Origin of the sequence: Xenorhabdus santafensis, from assembly GCF_033949405.1 — a bacterium.
In the GTDB taxonomy this organism is placed as follows: domain Bacteria; phylum Pseudomonadota; class Gammaproteobacteria; order Enterobacterales; family Enterobacteriaceae; genus Xenorhabdus; species Xenorhabdus santafensis.
This window is the reverse complement of sequence record NZ_VCDN01000545.1, coordinates 1-289: the sequence shown is the minus strand read 5'-3', so window position 1 is coordinate 289 and position 289 is coordinate 1. Positions and strand designations below refer to the sequence as shown.

Annotated in this window: 1 protein-coding gene; it reads right to left on the bottom strand. The window is 32.2% G+C overall.

Going from position 1 to position 289, the window contains the following annotated elements; genetic code table 11:
- The coding region (locus tag FE392_RS23355) for a hotdog domain-containing protein (protein WP_319932050.1) at positions 1 to 206 on the bottom strand (206 nt) is incomplete at its 3' end.
- Positions 207 to 289 lie beyond the last annotated feature (83 nt).

Genomic DNA, 289 nt, shown 5'->3' with positions numbered 1-289 from the left:
TGGTGAATTGGAGTTAAAAAATCAACTGAATCAATAGATGCTGTTACGCAATGTTTACGACTATGTCTTGCAGCCGCAATTGAAGCAATACTATCAATTTCTGCTAATAATTTCCCTCCAAAAAGTGTTTGGTGATTATTTAAATCGTTAGGAAAAACACGTGTTGTCTTAATTGCTTTAGATTCTCGCATGAATTTCTTTTCCATATATTCAGCCCCTATAGTCTGTTTTCAATCAGAATAATATGTGTAAGCGGATTACTCATATTAGATATTTAATGAAGTAAAGT